At 59.2% G+C, this 16,866-nt stretch carries 18 protein-coding genes and 1 tRNA gene; 5 read left to right on the forward strand and 14 right to left on the reverse strand.

Annotation, left to right across the window (positions count from 1 at the left end):
* Window positions 1-200 precede the first annotated feature (200 nt).
* From JFT87_RS11765 to JFT87_RS11790, 6 genes are all read right to left on the reverse strand, one after another.
* On the reverse strand, window positions 201-359 hold the full coding sequence (locus tag JFT87_RS11765) for a hypothetical protein (RefSeq protein WP_176091699.1): 159 nt from the start codon (window positions 357-359) through the stop codon (window positions 201-203).
* Complete coding sequence (locus JFT87_RS11770) at window positions 356-1,081, reverse strand: zeta toxin family protein (RefSeq protein ID WP_201205165.1); 726 nt, start codon at window positions 1,079-1,081, stop codon at window positions 356-358. The genes JFT87_RS11765 and JFT87_RS11770 overlap by 4 nt, the downstream gene beginning before the upstream one ends.
* A gap of 309 nt (window positions 1,082-1,390) precedes the next feature.
* Window positions 1,391-1,464, reverse strand: a tRNA-Gly gene (locus tag JFT87_RS11775).
* A gap of 158 nt (window positions 1,465-1,622) precedes the next feature.
* Window positions 1,623-2,507: an alpha/beta fold hydrolase gene (locus JFT87_RS11780; protein WP_201201449.1), complete on the reverse strand. Its 885-nt coding sequence runs from the start codon at window positions 2,505-2,507 to the stop codon at window positions 1,623-1,625.
* Between the two features lie 311 nt (window positions 2,508-2,818).
* Complete coding sequence (locus JFT87_RS11785; RefSeq protein WP_201201450.1) at window positions 2,819-3,511, reverse strand: pseudouridine synthase; 693 nt, start codon at window positions 3,509-3,511, stop codon at window positions 2,819-2,821.
* 33 nt (window positions 3,512-3,544) lie between these two features.
* Complete coding sequence (locus tag JFT87_RS11790) at window positions 3,545-3,772, reverse strand: cysteine-rich CWC family protein (RefSeq protein ID WP_201201452.1); 228 nt, start codon at window positions 3,770-3,772, stop codon at window positions 3,545-3,547.
* Window positions 3,773-4,121: 349 nt separating this feature from the next.
* Here JFT87_RS11790 and JFT87_RS11795 point away from each other — a divergent pair, with 349 nt between their 5' ends.
* Window positions 4,122-4,373, forward strand: a complete 252-nt coding sequence (locus JFT87_RS11795) for a hypothetical protein (protein WP_201201453.1) — start codon at window positions 4,122-4,124, stop codon at window positions 4,371-4,373.
* 181 nt (window positions 4,374-4,554) lie between these two features.
* On the forward strand, window positions 4,555-4,962 hold the full coding sequence (locus tag JFT87_RS11800; protein WP_201201455.1) for a hypothetical protein: 408 nt from the start codon (window positions 4,555-4,557) through the stop codon (window positions 4,960-4,962).
* 65 nt (window positions 4,963-5,027) lie between these two features.
* Here JFT87_RS11800 and JFT87_RS11805 read toward each other — a convergent pair whose 3' ends face one another.
* On the reverse strand, window positions 5,028-6,140 hold the full coding sequence (locus JFT87_RS11805) for an enoyl-CoA hydratase/isomerase family protein (RefSeq protein WP_201201457.1): 1,113 nt from the start codon (window positions 6,138-6,140) through the stop codon (window positions 5,028-5,030).
* 132 nt (window positions 6,141-6,272) lie between these two features.
* Here JFT87_RS11805 and ung point away from each other — a divergent pair, with 132 nt between their 5' ends.
* Window positions 6,273-6,965 (forward strand): uracil-DNA glycosylase, encoded by a 693-nt coding sequence (gene ung, locus JFT87_RS11810; protein WP_201201459.1) that lies wholly within the window; start codon window positions 6,273-6,275, stop codon window positions 6,963-6,965.
* A gap of 182 nt (window positions 6,966-7,147) precedes the next feature.
* Here the strand turns inward: ung and JFT87_RS11815 are convergent, their stop codons facing one another.
* The 5 genes from JFT87_RS11815 to JFT87_RS11835 form a co-directional block, all read right to left on the reverse strand.
* The gene (locus JFT87_RS11815) at window positions 7,148-8,185 is read right to left on the reverse strand and encodes an AbrB family transcriptional regulator (RefSeq protein WP_201201461.1); all 1,038 of its coding nucleotides are present in this window, start codon (window positions 8,183-8,185) and stop codon (window positions 7,148-7,150) included.
* The gene (locus JFT87_RS11820) at window positions 8,178-9,692 is read right to left on the reverse strand and encodes a tripartite tricarboxylate transporter permease (RefSeq protein WP_201201463.1); all 1,515 of its coding nucleotides are present in this window, start codon (window positions 9,690-9,692) and stop codon (window positions 8,178-8,180) included. Before JFT87_RS11820 ends, JFT87_RS11815 begins: the two co-directional genes overlap by 8 nt.
* A 1-nt stretch (window position 9,693) precedes the next feature.
* Window positions 9,694-10,152 (reverse strand): tripartite tricarboxylate transporter TctB family protein, encoded by a 459-nt coding sequence (locus JFT87_RS11825; RefSeq protein WP_201201465.1) that lies wholly within the window; start codon window positions 10,150-10,152, stop codon window positions 9,694-9,696.
* 59 nt (window positions 10,153-10,211) lie between these two features.
* A complete protein-coding gene (locus JFT87_RS11830) occupies window positions 10,212-11,189 on the reverse strand; it encodes a Bug family tripartite tricarboxylate transporter substrate binding protein (RefSeq protein ID WP_201201472.1) in 978 nt (325 codons plus the stop codon).
* 86 nt (window positions 11,190-11,275) lie between these two features.
* Window positions 11,276-12,568, reverse strand: coding sequence for an OprD family porin (locus JFT87_RS11835; RefSeq protein WP_201201474.1), 1,293 nt, complete (start codon window positions 12,566-12,568; stop codon window positions 11,276-11,278).
* Window positions 12,569-12,803: 235 nt separating this feature from the next.
* Between JFT87_RS11835 and JFT87_RS11840 the strand changes: the two genes are divergently transcribed.
* Together JFT87_RS11840 and JFT87_RS11845 are read left to right on the forward strand one after the other, a co-directional pair.
* Complete coding sequence (locus tag JFT87_RS11840; RefSeq protein WP_054046730.1) at window positions 12,804-13,475, forward strand: response regulator; 672 nt, start codon at window positions 12,804-12,806, stop codon at window positions 13,473-13,475.
* Complete coding sequence (locus JFT87_RS11845; protein WP_201201476.1) at window positions 13,468-14,853, forward strand: sensor histidine kinase; 1,386 nt, start codon at window positions 13,468-13,470, stop codon at window positions 14,851-14,853. The genes JFT87_RS11840 and JFT87_RS11845 overlap by 8 nt, the downstream gene beginning before the upstream one ends.
* Window positions 14,854-14,961: 108 nt before the next feature.
* On the opposite strand, the gene JFT87_RS11850 is transcribed toward JFT87_RS11845, so the two are convergent.
* Window positions 14,962-15,783 (reverse strand): HDOD domain-containing protein, encoded by an 822-nt coding sequence (locus JFT87_RS11850; protein ID WP_201201478.1) that lies wholly within the window; start codon window positions 15,781-15,783, stop codon window positions 14,962-14,964.
* 36 nt (window positions 15,784-15,819) lie between these two features.
* The gene (gene ygfZ / locus JFT87_RS11855; protein WP_201201480.1) at window positions 15,820-16,761 is read right to left on the reverse strand and encodes a CAF17-like 4Fe-4S cluster assembly/insertion protein YgfZ; all 942 of its coding nucleotides are present in this window, start codon (window positions 16,759-16,761) and stop codon (window positions 15,820-15,822) included.
* Window positions 16,762-16,866: the final 105 nt, after the last annotated feature.

The raw sequence follows: 16,866 nt of genomic DNA on the forward strand, positions 1-16,866 counted from the left end.
ATCCCCTTGAGCACGCAGCGCTTTTTGTTAGAGAGATCAAAGCGTAAAGGGGGATGGCGTTTCTGCAATCAACGGTGTGTTTCTGAATCATTCTGCAACGGGGCAAAGGTTAAAAACTGGAATAGACATTGCGGTACGGTAAATACCAGAAAGAAAAAGCCCGGCACTTTGCCGGGCTTTTTTAAAATTCAGTAAAGTAATCACGCCTGCTTTTCACGCGCCGCCGACATCACTTCATTCTGTTTTTTGGTAGCTTCGGTGAGCACTTCACTGTAAACGCGTTTCTTCTCTTCCGATTTCGCATTCCGAATGAAGTCTGCGAATGGACTCGTGGACTCTTTTGTGGATCCGAATTTCATGGGGTTACTCCGTCATTGATCCCAAGCATGGCCATCAGATCGTGTCTCGTATGCTTCTCGGGGATATGGTAGTCGATCTTGTCGACGCCAGCCTTGTAGAGGCGTCCAGAATTATCAATGTGCTTCACGAGCAGATCGACATGAATGTCCTTGCCAAACTCTAGCTTAAGGGTGTTTACCACGTCACGCGCTGCAAAGTATTGGTCGACGAAATGCTCCGGTCGAATCCTTCGTCCTTCGGCTTCCTCACGGGCTCTGACAAAGGACCAGGCAAGTCTAGGATCTTGATAGACGTAGAGAATTTGCACAAATCTCCCTTTGTCTAGGCAGCGCTGCACATTTTTCCTTGCGATCTCCATATTGGAAAGCGTCCCGTCCAGCAGGAAAGACTGTTTTCGCTCCAGGGCAAGGTCAATCAGCTTTCCGACGAGAATTGAAACGGCTCCTTGGAAAAGCCAGGCATTGCCACCTTGATAGGCTTCAAATTCGTTTCTGAGCTCGTCTGGATCGATTCGCAGGATGGGGGTATCGGAGAAGAGGTTCAGCAGGGCTAATGATGCCTCTGTTTTACCAGCGCCCGGCGAACCTGCCATGAATACCGAAACAGGCTCTTTTTCGGGAGGATAGGTGGCCTGATCGGTTAGCCGCATACCGATAGCTTTCTTGTTTGATCGAGCAAACTTGATTGCACCATCCCAGATGGCCTGCTCCGCTTCCGTCATTCCCTGCCTTTTATCTTCCTGCACTGAGCGCGCAACCTCTTAGAGTGAGCAGTGATTTGCCGTGTGCTCCGGATTTTCTGTACCGAGCGCCAGATCATTCCCTTGAACAGACTCCACTTGTTGTCATTAGAGAACCCGAAGCGTAGAGGGGACTGGCGAATCTGCAATCAACGGAGTGTTTCTGAAAGGTTCCGTACTGCCCAGATGGCAAACATCAAATCCCGGCCACAAAAAAACCGGCCCTGTTAGGCCGGTTTTTTCTGTTCCTGATCTCCCGTCGAAAAGCGCAACGTTAGACCGATATTTGAGTGGAGCGGGTGAAGGGAATCGAACCCTCGTTATCAGCTTGGGAAGCTGGAGTAATGCCATTATACGACACCCGCTCAGAGCGGCTGACTTTGTACCAGATGTGCGCGCGGATTTGAAGTTTTTCTTTTACTCATGAACGCTTTAAATCACTGAAAACGGTCAGTCGCGGGCGAGCGCTGCGGTGCGTAAAGCAAAATCTCAACCCCGCAGACTAGCTCGCGATGACGTTGTTTCAGATTGCCAGTGCATGTTGGTCCTGGACGTAGTGGTAACGCGGTCGGCTGGTGTGTTGCGCCGGTTTCAGGAAGCCCAGCAGTGCGTTTTGGCTGTCTCGGCAGGCGGCTTTGTGTTCCATGTCGAGAAAGTGCCCGGTGGCTTGCAAGGTGCTGAAGGTGGCGTGTTGCACGTGGTTGGCGAATAGCCGGGCGCCTTCGGCGGCGGTGTATTCGTCCCATTCGCCGTTCATGAACAGCACCGGCACGTTGATTTTTTCGGCAGCCTTGAGGAAGCACTGGCGGTCGCTGTGCAGCAGGTCGCTGATGTGGAAGTGCATCTGCCCGTATTCGTGTTCAGCCAGGCTGCTCACGTGGCGATAGTTGAAGCGCTTGAACAGCGACGGCAAGTGTTTGCCGATGGTGCTGTTCACCAGGTTGCCGACCCGGTCGCCGTCCCGGCTGCCGAGGTAATCGACGCCGCGTTCCAGGTAGTCGCGCATGTGCTCGTTGATCTCCGGGGAGAACGAGCTGATCACGGCTTTTTCAATGCGCCGTGGCTGGTGGGCGAGGGCGACCAGGGTCGCGGCGCCACCCCAGGAAAACGACAGCACGTGTTCAGCGGCGAAGTGGTCGATCAGCTCCAGCAAGATCTGCCCTTCGACTTCCTTGGTCAGCAATTTCTCATGCAGGTTGTGGGCTTTTGACTTGCCCGCGTAGGGCTGGTCGTAGCAAACCACGTTGAACTGCGGGTGTAGGTTTTTCACGGTCTGAGCAAACGACGCAGTCGTGGCCATCGAGCCGTTGACGAGAATAATGGTCTTCTCTGCGGCGTCTGCGCGATAGAACTCCGTGTAAACCCGATACTGACCCTGTATATCCAGCACAGCGATTTCTGGCCTCATGTCATAAGACTCCTGGGCAAGCGGGTATGCGCGCAAATGAGATTGCACGAGATTTGTGACAGTAGGCATACGCCTGGAATTTGGAGCCCATGTCGATCCATTGAAGGCCGGTCGACGGGTTTTATTATTGGCGGGCAATCTGCCGGTGGAATGCAGAACCTGAGGGTTCTTGGCCGGCAAAAGATTTCTTAGAGGTATGTTGTGACTCGTCGGTCACATTTCGGCCGACGTCCTGATTCAAGCAGGGGTCACGCTATCGCGCAAGTGTCATTGGTAAATTGTTCGACAACTTCTGCTGAGCGGTCGCCTGCTTAGATCAATTGGATCTCTTCGGTGCGCAACGCACGGTACTCGCCCGGTTTTAGCGCGTTATCGAGCAGCAGCGGGCCCATGCTTTCGCGGTGCAGGTGCAGCACCTTGTTGTCAAAGTGGCCGAACATGCGCTTCACCTGGTGATACCGGCCTTCGACGATGCCCAGCCGCGCGGACTTTGGCCCCAGCAGGACCAGTTCAGCGGGTTGGGTGGTGAGATCCTCGAAGGCGAAATACAGACCCTCGGTGAACTTGATCGCATACTCCGGGCCAATGTCCTGTTCGGTCTCGACGTAATAGACCTTCGGTAGTTTGGTCTGGGGTTGGGTCAGGCGGCGCGACCAGCTGCCGTCGTTGGTGATGATCATCAGGCCGGTGGTGTTGAAGTCCAGGCGACCGGCGATGTGCAGGTCGTCCTTGTCCGGCTCATGGATCAGGTCGAGCACAGTCGGGTGTTGCGGATCGCGGGTGGCGCTGACGCAGCCGGGCGGCTTGTTCAGCATGAAGTAGCGCGCCGGTTTACCGACTTGCAGCACTTCATCGTCGACTTCCACGCGACTGAACTCCAGCACCTCGGCATGCGGGTCGCTGACGACTTTTGCGTCGATCCGCACGCGTTTTTCCACCAGCAACAGACGAACCTGCTTACGGTTGAAGCGCGGCAGGTTGCTGAGGAAACGGTCGACACGCATGGCTAGACGTCGGAGGGAAAAGGGCCGCGCATCTTACGTGATCGGCCGGGCCGCTGCTTGCAACTGCACCTCGACCTGCGCGCAGCGTGGGCACAGGCAGGAAATATCGCGCAACTCGGCCGGCAGCGCTTCGAGTACCGCCGGGTCGATGCTCACGCCGTAGCACCAGCAGGCGCGGTCGGCGGTTCGCGGGTTGGCCAGGCTGCAGTCGTTGGGGGCGCCGCAGGCCGGGCAGAGGTCAGGTTTCTTATTCAGCTTCATATTCAGCTTCTTATTCATAAGCGGAGTGAGGCATTTCCACGCAGGTGCGGTTGCGGCCGGCTTGTTTGGCCCGGTACATCGCATGATCGGCCCGGGACAGCAGCGTGTGCAAGGTTTCATCGAACGTAGCAGCGGCCGATGGTGTGCATTCTAAGGGCAGTGTCTGCAAATAACTGGATGACTGACACACTGCTATCGCGAGCAGGCTCGCTACCACAGGGGGCTGCGTTGGGTATGGCCACCGCTGATCTGATGTCAGTCCTTGTTGGGCACTTGATTGATCCGTATCAGTCAAAACTGTGTCGGCTGCTCTGTCCTGTTGCGGCCGTGGGTCTTTCAGGAGGCCGCCATGCGTGTACAGAAGATGTTGCTCGGTGCAGTTCTGGTTTTTGGTTTGTCCGGTTGTTACTACTACGCCGGCCCCTACGACGCCTATCCTGCCACTTACTACTATCCCGGCTATTACTCGCCTTATTACTACGGTGGTTATTACGGTCCGCGTTACTACGGCGGCGCCCGCTATTACTACGGCGGCTACGGTTATCGAGGTGGTTACGGACGGGGTTATCACGGCGGCGGATATCATGGTGGCCACCATTAATCAGTTGCTGAATGACGACGTTTTGCGGATGAACAAGGTTTCATAAATCACTTGTTTCAACTTGTTGCAGAAACGCACCAGATGCCGAAAACGCTGTCTGATTTTTCGTCAGTCACCGAATAATCGACTGACGCCCGCCAGCGTCGCTGGTGTGGCCCACCCGCGGTCCAAGGAGGCCGCCATGTATAGACGAATCCTACTGCTTGCTGCGTTGATGTTTTCCGTTGCCGGTTGCGCCCCTTACTCTTACGCGGACTCGTATTACAGCTCCGAGGTCTACACCTCACCCGCACCGGCTTACTACAACGCGGGCGGCAATTATTACAGCGGTGGCAGCACGTACTACTCGGCGCCGCGCTACTACCAGCCAGCACCGCGTTATTACCAGCAACCGCGCTATTACCAACCGGCGCCGCGCTACTATCAGCCCGCTCCACGCTACTACGAGAGCCGCCGCTGGCACGGCAATGATCGTGGCAACTGGGACGGCCACCGTCGCGGCGGTTGGGACAACGATCACCGGGGTCGCGGCAACTACGACCGACACAGCGGACGTGGCGACCACAATGGGCGGGGCAACCGCTGGTAATCACCCGCAATAGAAAGCGGCGCATTGAGCGCCGCTTTTTTGTGCCTGAATTTCACCCTGGAAAGTCAGTACTCCGACAAATCCGCCAACGGATGCCGTCCTTCCCAAACCTTATGAAAATGCGCCTCCACCACCGCATCCGGCACATTGTTGATATCCGGCCAGTGCCAGTGCGGCTTCTGATCCTTGTCGATCAGCCGCGCCCGCACCCCTTCACTGAATTCCGGGTGACGGCAGCAGTTGAGGCTCAGGGTGTATTCCATCTGAAAGACTTCAGCCAATGACAGATGCCGGGCCCGGGCGATTTGTTCCCAGACCAGATGAGCGGTCAGGGGCGAGCCCTCAGTCATGGTCTTCGCCGCGCGGCTGAGCAGCGGATCGGTGTGACCCCGCAAATGGCTGATTGCCTTCCAGGCACAGCGCACATCGCTGACATCCAGCAGTTCGTCGATCTGCTGGCGACGCGGCAGCCATTGCGCTTCAGGCGACTGCGCGACGGCTTCCTGTTGCAATGCCTTGAGCAGGCTGTTGAGTTGCATCGAGGTCTGTTCCTGCCAGTTCAATTGCAGCAAGCCTTCGACCAGTTCTTCCTGCTGTTCTTCAAGCAGGAACCGGTCCGCCAGATCCAGATCGATCGCATCACGGGCATTCATGTGCGCGCCGGTCAGGCCGAGGAACAACCCGAGCTTGCCGGGCAGTCGTGACAGAAACCAACTGGCGCCGACATCCGGGTACAAGCCGATGCTGATCTCCGGCATCGCCAGGCGGCTGGTTGGCGTGACAATCCGGATGCTCGCCCCTTGCAGCAGTCCCATGCCGCCGCCGAGCACGTAACCGTGACCCCAGCAGATCAGCGGTTTTGGATAGGTGTGCAGCATGAAGTCCAGGCGATATTCCGCGGCGAAGAATTGCGCGGCCAGCGGTGGTACTTCGCCGGGATGGTTGCGGCAGGCTTCGACCAGGCTGCGTACTTCGCCACCGGCACAGAAGGCTTTGGCGCCGTTGCCCCGCAACAGCACGCAGACGATTTGTGGCTCCTTGGCCCAAGCGTCCAGTTGATCGCGCAGGGCATTGATCATCGGCAGGGACAAGGCATTCAGCGACTTTTCGGCGTCCAGGCTGGCGATGCCGATGCGCGCGCCGTCGGTGCCGGTAAGTTCTTCGAAGTGCAAATTCATCGTGACCTCGATCGGGAATTTGAGCGTTCAGTATGATCGCAAAGTAGGAAAGTGCCGGATCTGCGTCAGATCAATTGACAAGGAGGTTGGGGTTTCCTAGGGTTCGCCCCATTGTTTTTGCCGGGTATGACCATGACTGCTGACGACCGTATCAAACTCGAACCGAGCTGGAAGGAGGCACTGCGTGCTGAATTCGACCAGCCCTACATGGCAGAGTTGCGCTCATTCCTGCAACAGGAGCGCGCGGCCGGCAAGGAAATTTATCCGCCTGGTCCGATGATCTTCAATGCGCTCAACTCCACGCCGCTGGACAAGGTCAAGGTCGTGATCCTCGGGCAGGACCCCTATCACGGCCCCGGCCAGGCCCATGGCTTGTGCTTCTCGGTGCAACCGGGCGTGCCGGCGCCGCCGTCGCTGGTGAACATCTATAAAGAGTTGAAACGCGATCTGAACATCGACATCCCGAGCCACGGCTGCCTGCAAAGCTGGGCCGATCAGGGCGTGTTGATGATCAACACCACCATGACCGTCGAGCGCGCCAACGCCAATGCGCACAAGGACAAGGGCTGGCAGTTTTTCACCGATCGGATCATTGAAGTGGTCAGCGAACATCAGCCGCATCTGGTGTTCATGCTGTGGGGCGCGCATGCCCAGGGCAAGCAGAAGCTGATTGATGCTACGAAGCATCTGGTGCTGACGTCGGTGCATCCTTCGCCGCTGTCCGCTTATCGCGGCTTCCTCGGTTGCGGACACTTCAGCCGGACCAACAAGTTTCTGGAGCAGAATGGCGAAACGCCGATCGAGTGGCGGTTGCCGCCGGTTTGATGGGATGACCGTGAGGGCTTTTGTGGCGAGGGAGCTTGCTGTGGCGAGGGGGCTTTCCCCCGTTGGGTCGAGCAGCGGCCCTGCTTTTTGCCAAACACCGCATTTACAGGTTTTACGACTGCTTCGCAGCCGAACGGGGGCAAGCCCCCTCGCCACAGTCATCACCTGTCACTGGGGCGGTGTCAGGGCTGCTCCGGTTGCCGATTCCAATACTTGAACAACGGTTCCGCCAGAAACAACACAAACAACAACCGCATCACCTGCATCGCGGTTACCAAGGGCACCGACAATTGCAGGGTCTCCGCGGTCAAACTCATTTCTGCAATCCCGCCGGGCATCATGCCCAACGTCAGCGAACGCAGATCCAGGTGGGTCAACGCACTCAACCCCAGCGCCGCCGCCGTGGCGATCAACATGGTCAACACCGTGCCGATCAACGTCCGTCCCATAAATGACGGAGCGCGCCGGAAGAATTGCCGATTGAAGTGACATCCCAAGCCGCTGCCAATCAACCATTGGCCGATCTGGCTACCGCCGTTAGGCAAACCGATGTGCAGATCCCAACTGATACTCACCGCCGCACTCACCAGCAACGGCCCGAACAGCCACGGATTGGGTTGTCGTAAACGCTGCCAGACCCAAGCGAGCAGGGCGCCCGCCGGAAACAACACCGCCAGCCAACGCCAATCGACGGCCGTGGCATGGGCGATCGGCGCTCCGTCCCCGAGCAAATACTTGAACGCCGCCGGCACACACAGCACCACCACCAGTACCCGTAAACTCTGCCCCGCCGCGACCCGGCTGAGCACCGCGCCATTGCGCGCGCCGAGGTTGACCATCTCGCCGGAGCCTCCCGGCATGCTGGAAAAGAACGCGGTGGCGCGATCCTCACCGGTGCGCCGCATCAACCAGACCCCGACCACGGCGGACAGGCTGGTGACCAGCGCCCCAAAGAAGATCAAACCGAAATGACTCAGGACCTGCTCCATCACCACCGGGGTGAAGTGCAGGCCGATACCGATGCCGACGATCCACTGACCGCACTTGCGCCCGCCAGGGATTTCCGCCAATTGCCAGGGTGTCAGGCAGCGCACCAGGATGATCGCCAGCAACGAGCCGACCATCCACGGCAGCGGCCAGCCGATCTGGCTGGCGAGGTAACCGCCAAGCAGACCGACCAGCGGTGTTCCCCACCAGGTTTTGAAGGGACGATCAGACATCGGCAATGGTGCGCCGGGCGACCGAACGTTTGCGCCAGATCCGGATGACCGGCATCAGCAACATGATTGCGGTCAGCACCCAGCAGCCGAAGGTGATCGGGCTGGACCAGAGAATCTCCAGCGCGCCGTTGGAAATCGACAGCGCACGACGCAGGTTCTGCTCCATCAAGCCGCCGAGGATGAACCCCAGCAGGACCGGCGACAGCGGAAAGTCCATCTTGCGCAGGATGTAACCGAAGATACCGATGCCGATCATCAGGAACAGGTCGAACGTGGTGGCGTGCACCGCGTAGACGCCGATCCCGGTAATGATCGCGATCACCGGCACCAGCGCCCAGTTCGGCACGGCGAGGATGCGGGTGAAGATGCGGATCATCGGGATGTTGAGGATCACCAGCATGATGTTGGCGACGAACAACGAAGCGATCAGGCCCCAGACGATGTCCGGTTGTTGCTGGAACAGCAGCGGCCCCGGCGTGATGTTGTACAGCGACAGCGCGCCAATCATCACCGCCGTGGTGCCCGAACCCGGAACGCCGAGGGTCAGCATCGGCACCAGTGCGCCGCAGGCTGCGCCGCCGATGGCCGTTTCAGGTGCCGCGAGGCCACGCATGTCGCCTTGGCCGAAGGTGCCTTTGGCGCCGGCGATGCGTTTCTCGGTCATGTAGGCCACGGCGCTGGCGAGCGTCGCACCGGCACCCGGCAACACGCCCATGATGAAACCCAACACGCCGCAACGAATGTTCACCACGAATACAGCTGACGCTTCTTTGAAGTTGAACATCATGCGGCCGGTGGCTTTCACCGCTTCCTGACCGTGGTGGGTTTTTTCCAGCAGCAGGAGGATTTCACTGATGGAGAACAGGCCCAGCACCAACACGACGAATTGAATGCCGTCGGTCAGGTGGATGTTGTCCCCGGTGAAACGGTACACGCCGCTGTTGGCATCGATCCCGACGCTCGACAGGAACAGACCGATCAACGCTGCGATAAAAGTTTTCAGCGGCCGATCACCGGCCATGCCGCCCAGGCAGACAATCGCGAATACCATCAGTACAAAGTATTCGGCGGGTCCGAAGGCAATCGCCCATTTCGCCAGCAGCGGGGCGAACAGCACCATGCCGCAGGTGGCGATAAATGCGCCGATGAACGAACTCCACGCCGACAGCGACAGCGCTACACCGGCCAGGCCTTTGCGGGCCATCGGGTAACCGTCGAGGGTGGTCATGACGGTGGAGGCTTCGCCAGGAATGTTCAGCAAAATCGAGCTGATCCGGCCGCCGTATTCGCAACCCAGGTACACCGCCGCCAGCAAGATCAGTGCTGATTCCGGTGGCAGACCGAGGGCGAATGCGATCGGGATCAACAGCGCCACCCCGTTGATCGGGCCCAGGCCCGGCAACAGGCCAACCACGGTGCCGATGAGTGTGCCGCACAGCGCGGTCACCAGGTTGTACGGGGTCAGCGCAACGCCAAATCCCTGACCCAAATAGCCAAGAGTATCCATATCAGTTCTCCAGAACGTCGAGCACGCCCAAGGGCAGTGGCACGTCCATCAACTTGTCGAACAGCAGATAAAGACCGATCGCCATCAGGCTGATGATCACCGTGCTGGGCAACCAGCGGCCGCCATATAAGCGCGCCATCGGGATCCCAATCAGGATGCTCGCGACAATGAAACCAAGCGGTTCGAAGGTGCCCGCGAACACCAGCAACAGCACCACGCAGATACCGATTTTGGTCAGGGTCTCGCGGTCCATCGGCGGTTCGTCAGGGTTGTGCTTGATCGGTGCGGGGCGAAACACCATATACAACAGCGCCAGGCCCATCAGCCCGAGCATCAACAGCGGGAAGGCCCGAGGCCCCACCGGTTCGTAGGAAAAAGCCGCTTGATACGGCCACGCCATCAGCGCCAGGCCAATACAGGCCAGCAACAGCACCGAAGCAAAAATGCGTTGTAAGAGCATGGGAAACTCCTGTGCCGCAGTCCCGCGCAAACGGGGCCGCAGCCGCTAGACAGAGGCGATCACTGGATCAGGCCGAACTCTTTGGCCAGCACTTTGTAGTCAGCCACCTGTTTCTTCACGTAGGTGTCCAGCTCCGGGCCGGTCATGGCGAACGGGAACAGTTCACGCTGATCTCGCAGCTTGGCGAAGTCTTCGGACGCCAGCAGTTTGTCGAAGGCGTTTTTCCACCAGGCGTAGTCTTCGTCGCTGACCTTTGGCCCGAGGTAGAAACCGCGAACCACCGGCCAGACGATGTCGTAGCCTTGCTCTTTGGCGGTCGGGATGTCCTTCATTTCCGGCTCGTCCAGACGTTTGTCGGCGAATACCGCTAGCAGACGCATGTCACCGCTCTGGATGTGCGGCATGGAGTCGGAGATGTCGGTGCTGCCGACTTGGATGTGGCCGCCGAGCAGGGCAGTGGCGATTTCACCGCCGCCTTCGAGGGCCACATAACGTAGGTCACGTGGGTTGATCCCGGCGGCCTTGGCGATCAGCGCGGTTTGCATCCAGTCCTGGCTGCCGACGGTGCCGCCGGAGCCGATCACCACTTTGCTCGGATCTTTCTTCAGCGCCTGAACGAGATCGTCCAGATTCTTGTAAGGCGAGTCGCTTTTCACCGCGATGGCGCCGTAGCTGGTGCCGACAGCGGCCAACCAGCGAACGTTGGTCTCATCGAAACGCCCGAACTTGCCTTGGGCCAGGTTCAGTAACGAACCGCTGGACCACGCCACCAGCGTGCCGGCATCGCCCGGACGCTGAGCGACCACCGCGTTGTAGGCCACCGCGCCGACGCCGCCGGGCATGTAGGTCACGCGCATCGGTTTGGTCAGGATTTTTTCGTTGATCAGCGCGCTTTGCGCCAGTTTGCAGGTCAGGTCGAAACCACCGCCGGGGGAGGCTGGGGCGATACATTCCGGGCGCTTCGGCTCGGCCATCAGTTGGCCGGCGAACAGCAGGGCGCTGGCGGTGAGAGCAACTTTACGCAGTGACAAATTCATTGGGTTCTCCACAGATTTTTTGTTGTATGGATGTGTGTAGGAGTTGCCGAAGGCTCCGATCTTTTAGCCTTCGGCGGTTCAATCAATTACCAAAGTGCAACGCTATAGCTCACCAGCAGACGCACTTCATCGGCATCGCGAGCGGAGTAGTTGGAACGGTAGGTGGCATTACGCAGGCGCACGGCGACGTCCTTTAGCGCGCCGCTTTGTACTACATATTTGATCTCGGTGTTGCGCTCCCACTCTTTGCCTTCTTCACCGTTCTTGAGCTTGATGTTGTCACCGCTCAGGTAACGGCTCATGAAACTCAGGCCGGGAACGCCCAGTTTGGCGAAGTCAAAGTCGTAGCGCGCTTGCCAGGAATGCTCTTCGGCGCCGGCGAAGTCGTTGATCTGCACGAAGTTGACCAGGTACGGGTCGCTGCCATCGACATACGGGAAGGCACTGTCGCCGGACATGTGCTGATAACCGGCGCTGAATTTATGCCCGCTCAAGGCATAGCTCACCAGGCCGTTGAGGGATTTGTTGTCGATCTTGCCGCCACGGGCCGCGCCCTGGTCGTTACTGATGGCCAGTCGCAGGTCGGTGCCGAACGTGCCGGGGCCGAACGGTTGCGAGGCGACCACGCCGAGGAAGTGCTGGTTATAGACTTCATCGAGTTGCGCGAAGTGGTAGCTGCCGGTGATTTTGTCGGTGAACTTGTAATCCACGCCGCCAAAGTCGAAGTGCTTGCCAGCGGCTGTGCCGGCAAAACGGCTGTTCTTGTTGTTGAGGGCAATGTCCTCGAAATCGGTGCTGTCGCGGTCTTTGGCTTTATCCAGTCGACCACCGGTGAAGGTCAGGTTCTTGACCTCTTTGGAGGTCAGCATTCCGCCTTCAAAGGTCTGCGGCAGGATGCGCCCGTCGTTGGGCTTGAGGATCGGCAGCTCCGGGATCAGGCTGCCGATTTTCAGTTCGGTGGCGGAGATCTTCACTTTGCCGGTCAGGCCAAGTTTGGAGTACTCATTGGCCGCGCGACCGTCATCGTGGGTCGGCAACAGGCCGGTGCCGGTGCGGTCGGGACTCGAATCGAGCTTGACCCCCAGCATGCCCAGCGCATCGACACCAAACCCCACGGTGCCGTCGGTGTAACCCGACTGCAAATTGAGCATGAAGCCCTGGGCCCATTCGTCACGCTTGGATTGCTGGGCGCTGGTGCCATCGCGAAAGTCGCGATTGAAGTACATGTTGCGGGTTTCGAAGGTGGCGCTGCTGTCTTCAATGAAGTCGGCAAAACTCAACGGCGAAAAGCCGGCGAAGGCGGCGGCACTGGCAAGGGCGGTCTGGCTGAGGCGGGAAAAACGAACAGGCGGGCGAGCCTGAAGCTGCATGGACAGCATCGTGAAGTACTCCGTTATTGTTCTTATTGGCGAAAACGCTTCGAGGCGTTTTTCGTATCGCTGTGTGGCAGCAGCGACGGACAGTCGAAACGGTCCGTGGCTGGACTCTAACGGGCCAACCTTTCGCTAACCTTTCAGCTGACTTTCACGGATTTCGGGCTTCACAGCAGCGGTTGCGGCTGTAAACTCCGCGCCAAAGAATGGCGTCGACCATCCCTGAACGAGGTAAAAATCCATGCGTGTCCTGCTCGTCGAAGACCATCTGCAGCTCGCCGAAAGTGTCGCCCAGGCGCTCAAGAGCACCGGGTTGACCGTGGATGTTTTGCACGATGGCGTGGCGGCCGACCTGGCCTTGAGCAGCGAGGAATACGCCATGGCGATCCTCGATGTCGGCCTGCCGCGCATGGATGGTTTTGAAGTGCTGGCGCGTCTGCGGGCCCGGGGTAAAAATCTGCCGGTGCTGATGCTGACCGCCCGCAGCGACGTCAAGGATCGGGTCCATGGCCTGAACCTTGGTGCAGACGATTACCTCGCCAAACCGTTCGAACTGACCGAACTCGAAGCTCGGGTCAAAGCCTTGCTGCGGCGCAGCGTTTTAGGCGGTGAGCGGCAGCAGCGCTGCGGCGTGCTGGCCTATGATCTGGACACCCGGCGCTTCACCCTCGGCGAAGAATTGCTGACCCTGACTTCTCGCGAACAAGCCGTGCTCGAAGCGCTGATCGCCCGTCCTGGCCGGGTGATGAGCAAGGAACAACTGGCTTCCCAGGTATTTGGCCTGGACGAAGAGGCCAGCCCCGACGCCATCGAAATCTACGTCCACCGTTTGCGCAAGAAACTCGATGGCCAACCGGTGGCAATCGTGACCTTCCGCGGCCTCGGCTACTTGTTGGAAAGCCGCGATGCATAAGCCCAGCAGCCTGCGCTGGCGGTTGCTGTGGAACCTGGCGCTGTTGCTGGTGGTGTTGATGTTGGCCAGTGGTTTGAGCGCGTATTGGAACGGTCGCGAAGCCGCCGACACCGCTTATGACCGCACCTTGCTGGCTTCGGCGCGGACCATTGCCGCCGGCTTGTCCCAGCGTGATGGCAGCCTCAGCGCGAACGTGCCTTACGTCGCCCTCGATACTTTCGCTTACGACAGTGCCGGGCGAATTTATTACCAGGTCAACGACATCCATCAAAAGCTGATCTCCGGCTACGAAAACCTCCCCGGACCGCCGCCGGGAACGCCGCGCACCGACGACTACCCGGCGCTGGCGCGTTTCTACAACGCCACTTACCAAGGGCAGAACGTGCGGGTGGTGAGCCTGCTTAAAGCGGTGATCGAACCGAACATGAACGGCATGGCGGAAATCCGCGTGGCGGAGACCGATGAAGCGCGGGTGCGCATGGCCCGCAGCCTCGCGGCGGATACCTTGCTGCGGCTCGGCATGTTGGCGATTGGCGCACTGATGATCGTCTGGTTTGCGGTCAGCGCGGCGTTGCGCCCATTAGAGCGTTTGCGCACCGCAGTGGAAGAGCGCCAGTCCGATGATCTGCGGCCGTTGCCGCTGGTGGAAGTGCAGCGTGAGTTGTGGCCGCTGGTGCGCGCACTCAATCACTTTACCGAACGCTTGCGCGGGCAGTTCGAGCGTCAGGCGCAGTTCATTGCCGATGCGGCCCATGAACTGCGTACACCGCTGGCGGCGCTCAAGGCACGACTGGAATTGGGCTTGCGCGCCAGCGAACCGGAAACCTGGCGCAGCACCCTGGAAACCGCGGCCCAAGGAACGGATCGCCTGACGCATTTGGCCAATCAGTTGCTTTCCCTGGCTCGGGTCGAAAACGGCGCACGGGCGATTGCCGAGGGCGGCGCCCAGTTGCTGGACCTGAGCCAATTGGCCCGGGAACTGGGCATGGCGATGGCCCCGCTGGCCCACGCACGCGGCGTGGCGCTGGCGCTGGAGGCGGACGAGCCGGTGTGGCTGCGCGGTGAGCCGACGTTGTTGAACGAATTGCTGAGCAACCTGGTGGATAACGCATTGGCCCACACACCGCCCGGTGGCAATGTGATCCTTCGCGTGACGGCGCCGGCGGTGCTGGAGGTCGAGGACGATGGCCCCGGGATTCCCCTTGAAGAGCGCGATCGGGTATTTGAGCGCTTTTATCGGCGAAACCAGCAGGTCGCGGGATCAGGGTTGGGCTTGGCGATTGTCGGTGAGATCTGCCGCGCGCACTTGGCGCAGATCAGCCTGCATGACGGGGAGGCCGCGGGGTTGAAGGTTCGGGTGAGTTTTATTGCCGGATGATTCTGCGGTGCTCTTGCAGGCCTCTTCGCGAGCAGGCTCGCTCCCACTCTGGAATGCATTTTCCTGTGGGAGCGAGCCTGCTCGCGAAGGGCGCGCCTCGGTCTTGGATCAGTAGAACATCGACCGCGATTCTTCCAGATCCCTGCACATCGCCTCATTCTCGGGATCAATCCCCAGCTTCTTGAACGACGGAACACTGAGCACGTCGATGCGGGCCAGCGGGTGGTCGCTGTCCTTGTGGCAATACAGGCTGGCGATCTGTACCAGGTCGACATAATCGACCCGCCCGGAATCGCGTTTGAAATCCAGGTACTGCCCCGGCAACTTCACCAACATCTCCGGAAATTCCCAGACGCTGAGCAGCTTGTCGCCGAGCAACGGATGAATGCGGTCGATCACATGGTTGAGACTGACCGGGTCCGAGAGCAGCTCATAGTGGTCTTCGGCGTACGTCAGGATCGGCAGTACACCAATTTGATGCACCAACCCGCCCAGCGCAGCCTGATCCGGTTTGAGCTGGGTGTAACTGCGGCACAGTGCATAACTGACCCCGGCGATTTCCAGGCTTTTGCGCCAGACATCGCGCATCTTCTGTTCCACCACTTCAGATCGGGCGTGGAAAATCTGTTCCATCACCAGACCGATGGCCAGGTTGCTGCTGTAGTTCACGCCCAGCCGGGTGATGGCCGTGTGCAGGTCGGTGACTTCCTGGGTTGCACGCAGCAACGGGCTGTTGACCACTTTGATCAGGCGCGCCGACAGCGCGGTATCGCGGCCGATTACTTTACTCAGGGTGCTTACGCTGATTTCCGGATCTTCAGCGGCCTTGCGAATTTGCAGGGCCACTTCCGGTAATGTTGGCAGAACCAGGTCATCGTTATCGATGGCCTCAACCAAATCCTGTTGGACCTTATCCGCCAGCTCGCTCATTTCTGTTCTCTAGGGTCTTGCAAAAAAATACTGCTGTTAACGCTGGATTTCTTTATCGCGATCCAGCGCGTAGGGCAGGTCGAGCAAGTGCAGGGCAGGGCCTTCTAGCGCTGCCAAGTGAATGTCGCCGCCCTCTGCTGCTTCGGCTTGCAGCACGGCCAGGAGTTCAATATTTTGTTCGCCGCGCGCGGCAATCACCACTTCACCAATAGAGCTGCCGTGGGTCGGGGAAAATAGTTGTGTGCCGGGTTCCGGCAATTCAATGCCATCCAGTTGCAAGCGGTACAGCCGGCGCTTGAGTTTGCCCAGGTACTGCATACGCGCGACGATTTCCTGGCCGGTGTAGCAGCCTTTCTTGAAACTCACGCCGCCAACGGCTTGCAGGTTGAGCATCTGTGGGATGAACAGCTCGCGAGTACTCGGCATGACCTGGCCGATCCCTGCGCGGACCTGGCCCAGCAGCCATTGATTCAGATCGCCTTCGGCCAGCAGGGCGGACAGCTTGCCCTTGATGGCATCGGCTTGATCGGCGGCGGTCCAGAGTTCGGCGCGTCCAGGTGAAACACGAATCGCGATCAGGCCGTCGTTGCGCGCAACGCTGTCGGTGTCGGCCGGCAGCTCAAGACCCAGGCTGCTCAGTGCCGCATCGCCATGATCGAGGCCGAAACGCACCCAGGCAGCGCTTTCATCGGTCAGTTTGGATTTTGAGAACACTGCGTACTTTTTCAGGTCCGCCAGTTGCGGCTCCAGCAGCTCGGTGGCCATGGCCAGGAGAACGCCGTCGCCTTCCAGCAGAATGCGGAAACTCGACTGCATCCGGCCTTTCTGGGTGCAACGGGCGCCGAGGCTGGCCTGGGTGTCGCTCAGGTAGTTGAGGTTGCAGGTCAATTGGCCCTGCAGGAATTTGCCGGCATCCGCGCCGCGGACCGCGAGAACGCCTTCGTGTGACAGGGTGCAGAAAAAAGCAGAATCGGCCATGGGTCATCGCAGGGTAAAGAGTCTGGGAGACATCATAAGGGGACGCCCATGAAATGGGTAGTTCACAAAAGCTCGAGAGGGACCGACCAAAGCCGACTGTTCGAC

This window comes from Pseudomonas sp. TH15, assembly GCF_016651105.1.
GTDB lineage: Bacteria > Pseudomonadota > Gammaproteobacteria > Pseudomonadales > Pseudomonadaceae > Aquipseudomonas.

What these genes read in the sequence shown, in the direction of transcription:
- JFT87_RS11850 (WP_201201478.1), bottom strand. Translation starts at nt 15,783, where the DNA reads ATGAGCGAGCTGGCGGATAAGGTCCAACAGGATTTGGTTGAGGCCATC.
- JFT87_RS11820 (WP_201201463.1), bottom strand. Translation starts at nt 9,692, where the DNA reads ATGGATACTCTTGGCTATTTGGGTCAGGGATTTGGCGTTGCGCTGACC.
- ygfZ (WP_201201480.1), bottom strand. Translation starts at nt 16,761, where the DNA reads ATGGCCGATTCTGCTTTTTTCTGCACCCTGTCACACGAAGGCGTTCTC.
- JFT87_RS11785 (WP_201201450.1), bottom strand. Translation starts at nt 3,511, where the DNA reads ATGCGTGTCGACCGTTTCCTCAGCAACCTGCCGCGCTTCAACCGTAAG.
- JFT87_RS11830 (WP_201201472.1), bottom strand. Translation starts at nt 11,189, where the DNA reads ATGAATTTGTCACTGCGTAAAGTTGCTCTCACCGCCAGCGCCCTGCTG.
- JFT87_RS11805 (WP_201201457.1), bottom strand. Translation starts at nt 6,140, where the DNA reads ATGAATTTGCACTTCGAAGAACTTACCGGCACCGACGGCGCGCGCATC.
- JFT87_RS11845 (WP_201201476.1), top strand. Translation starts at nt 13,468, where the DNA reads ATGCATAAGCCCAGCAGCCTGCGCTGGCGGTTGCTGTGGAACCTGGCG.
- JFT87_RS11780 (WP_201201449.1), bottom strand. Translation starts at nt 2,507, where the DNA reads ATGAGGCCAGAAATCGCTGTGCTGGATATACAGGGTCAGTATCGGGTT.
- JFT87_RS11795 (WP_201201453.1), top strand. Translation starts at nt 4,122, where the DNA reads ATGCGTGTACAGAAGATGTTGCTCGGTGCAGTTCTGGTTTTTGGTTTG.
- JFT87_RS11800 (WP_201201455.1), top strand. Translation starts at nt 4,555, where the DNA reads ATGTATAGACGAATCCTACTGCTTGCTGCGTTGATGTTTTCCGTTGCC.
- JFT87_RS11815 (WP_201201461.1), bottom strand. Translation starts at nt 8,185, where the DNA reads ATGTCTGATCGTCCCTTCAAAACCTGGTGGGGAACACCGCTGGTCGGT.
- JFT87_RS11835 (WP_201201474.1), bottom strand. Translation starts at nt 12,568, where the DNA reads ATGCTGTCCATGCAGCTTCAGGCTCGCCCGCCTGTTCGTTTTTCCCGC.
- JFT87_RS11840 (WP_054046730.1), top strand. Translation starts at nt 12,804, where the DNA reads ATGCGTGTCCTGCTCGTCGAAGACCATCTGCAGCTCGCCGAAAGTGTC.
- JFT87_RS11765 (WP_176091699.1), bottom strand. Translation starts at nt 359, where the DNA reads ATGAAATTCGGATCCACAAAAGAGTCCACGAGTCCATTCGCAGACTTC.
- JFT87_RS11790 (WP_201201452.1), bottom strand. Translation starts at nt 3,772, where the DNA reads ATGAAGCTGAATAAGAAACCTGACCTCTGCCCGGCCTGCGGCGCCCCC.
- ung (WP_201201459.1), top strand. Translation starts at nt 6,273, where the DNA reads ATGACTGCTGACGACCGTATCAAACTCGAACCGAGCTGGAAGGAGGCA.
- JFT87_RS11770 (WP_201205165.1), bottom strand. Translation starts at nt 1,081, where the DNA reads ATGACGGAAGCGGAGCAGGCCATCTGGGATGGTGCAATCAAGTTTGCT.
- JFT87_RS11825 (WP_201201465.1), bottom strand. Translation starts at nt 10,152, where the DNA reads ATGCTCTTACAACGCATTTTTGCTTCGGTGCTGTTGCTGGCCTGTATT.